The sequence below is a fragment of the Teichococcus deserti genome, from assembly GCF_001982615.1.
Classification (GTDB): domain Bacteria; phylum Pseudomonadota; class Alphaproteobacteria; order Acetobacterales; family Acetobacteraceae; genus Pseudoroseomonas; species Pseudoroseomonas deserti.
Genome location: NZ_MLCO01000404.1, coordinates 1 through 1,845, shown reverse-complemented (window position 1 = coordinate 1,845; position 1,845 = coordinate 1). Strand labels below are relative to the sequence as shown.

At 74.4% G+C, this 1,845-nt stretch carries 2 protein-coding genes; one reads left to right on the top strand and one right to left on the bottom strand.

Annotation, left to right across the window (positions count from 1 at the left end):
- Positions 1-40 precede the first annotated feature (40 nt).
- Entirely contained in the window at positions 41-1,324 is a 1,284-nt protein-coding gene (locus tag BKE38_RS28090; protein WP_076960453.1) for a bifunctional folylpolyglutamate synthase/dihydrofolate synthase, read from the top strand.
- Between the two features lie 69 nt (positions 1,325-1,393).
- On the opposite strand, the gene BKE38_RS28085 is transcribed toward BKE38_RS28090, so the two are convergent.
- On the bottom strand, positions 1,394-1,845 hold a 452-nt coding region (locus tag BKE38_RS28085; RefSeq protein WP_131829763.1), incomplete at its 5' end, for an SPOR domain-containing protein.

Genomic DNA, 1,845 nt, shown 5'->3' with positions numbered 1-1,845 from the left:
CCCCCGGGACGCCCCCCGCCCCTGGGACGCATTCCTGAAGGTGAGCCGCTCGGAAGCGATCATCGACCGGCTGCACGGGCTGCACCCGAAGCTGATCGACCTCAGCCTGGAACGGCTGCAGCGGCTGCTGGCGGCGCTGGATCACCCGGAGCGCAAGCTGCCGCCGGTGGTGCATGTCGCCGGCACCAACGGCAAGGGCTCGACCTGCGCCTTCCTGCGCGCCATCGCGGAAGCGGCGGGGCAGCGGGTGCATGTCTATACCTCGCCGCATCTGGTCCGCTTCCATGAGCGGGTGCGGCTGGCCGGGACCCTGGTCTCCGAGGAGGCGCTGATCGCCGCCCTGGAGGACGTCGAGGCCGCCAACCAGGGCCTGCCGATCACCGTCTTCGAGGTGACCACGGCGGTCGCGCTGCTGCTGTTCAGCCGGGTGCCGGCCGATCTGCTGGTGCTGGAGGTCGGGCTCGGCGGCCGGTTCGATGCCACCAACGTGGTGGACCATCCGGCGGCCTGCGCCATCACCAGCATCTCGATGGACCATACCGACTTCCTGGGCGACAGCCTGGCCGGCATCGCCGGCGAGAAGGCTGGCATCATGAAGCGCGGCAGCCCCGCCGCCACCGGCCTGCAGTCGCCCGAGGCGCTGATGGTGCTGGAGGCCGAGGCCGCCAGGCTCGGCATCACGCTGGCCGTTCGCAACCAGGAATGGACCGCCAGCCTGACCGAGACCGGCATGCGCTATGCCGATCCGGGCGGCGTGATGGAGCTGCCGCGGCCGGCGCTGCCGGGCCCGCACCAGGCGGACAATGCCGGCATCGCCATCGCGGCGCTGCGCAGCTGGAACCCTTCCTGGCTGACCGAGGCCGCGATCGCCGCCGGGCTGACCACGGCGCAATGGCCGGCGCGGCTGCAGCGGCTGCATGGCGACCTGGCCGCGCTGCTGCCGCCGGGCTGGGAGCTCTGGCTGGATGGTGGCCACAATGCCGGCGCCGGCCAGGCCCTGGCCGAGCACCTGCCGGCCTGGTCCGACCGGCCGCGCCACCTGGTGGTCGGCATGAAGCAGGGCAAGGCGTCTGCCGCCTTCATGTCGCCGCTGCTGGGCCTGGCCGACAGCCTCTGGGCCGTGGCCGAGCCCGGCCAGCACCTGGCGATGCCGGTGGAAGCGATCGTGGAAGCCAGCGGCGGCGTGGCGAAGGCGGGCCCGACGGTGGCCGAGGCGCTGCGCGCCGTGGCCGCTGCGGGCGGCGAGCCTGGCCGCGTGCTGATCTGCGGCAGCCTTTATCTGGCTGGCGAAGTGCTCAAGGCCGACAACACGGTCCTGGTCTAGCGGGGGTCCGGGGGAACTCAGTTCCCCCGGCGGGGGTCCAGGGGGCGGCGCCCCCTGGCCTTGTCCTGTTTAACCCTGCGCCCCCGGCGAGACGATGATGCAGGCCCCCTGGCTGCGCAGCTTGTCGCAGGCCGACTGGGCGTGCTCGCGCGACAGGCCCATGACCCGTGCCCGATAGAGCGTGCCGCTGCCCGAGCTGACCTGCTCGATGGCCGGGCGCGCGCTGCTGATGCCGAGGCGCGAGCGCGCCTCGCCGGCGGCGGTGCGGGCCAGGTTGGCGCTGGCGAAGGCGCCGACCTGGACGCCCCAGGCGCCGTTGGCCGCCGCGGTGGCGACCGGCGTGGGCGCCGGGGCCGGCGCGGCATCCCGCGACGGCAGGCGCAGCACATTGGCCGGCGGCGCGACCGTCGCCGCATGGGCGGTGCCCACCAGGCTGAAGCCGCGCAGCCCGCTGGACGGCGTCGGGGCGGCGGGCGCGGCGAAGGCGGTGGCGATGCGCTGCGAGGTCGGCGCCGGCGCGG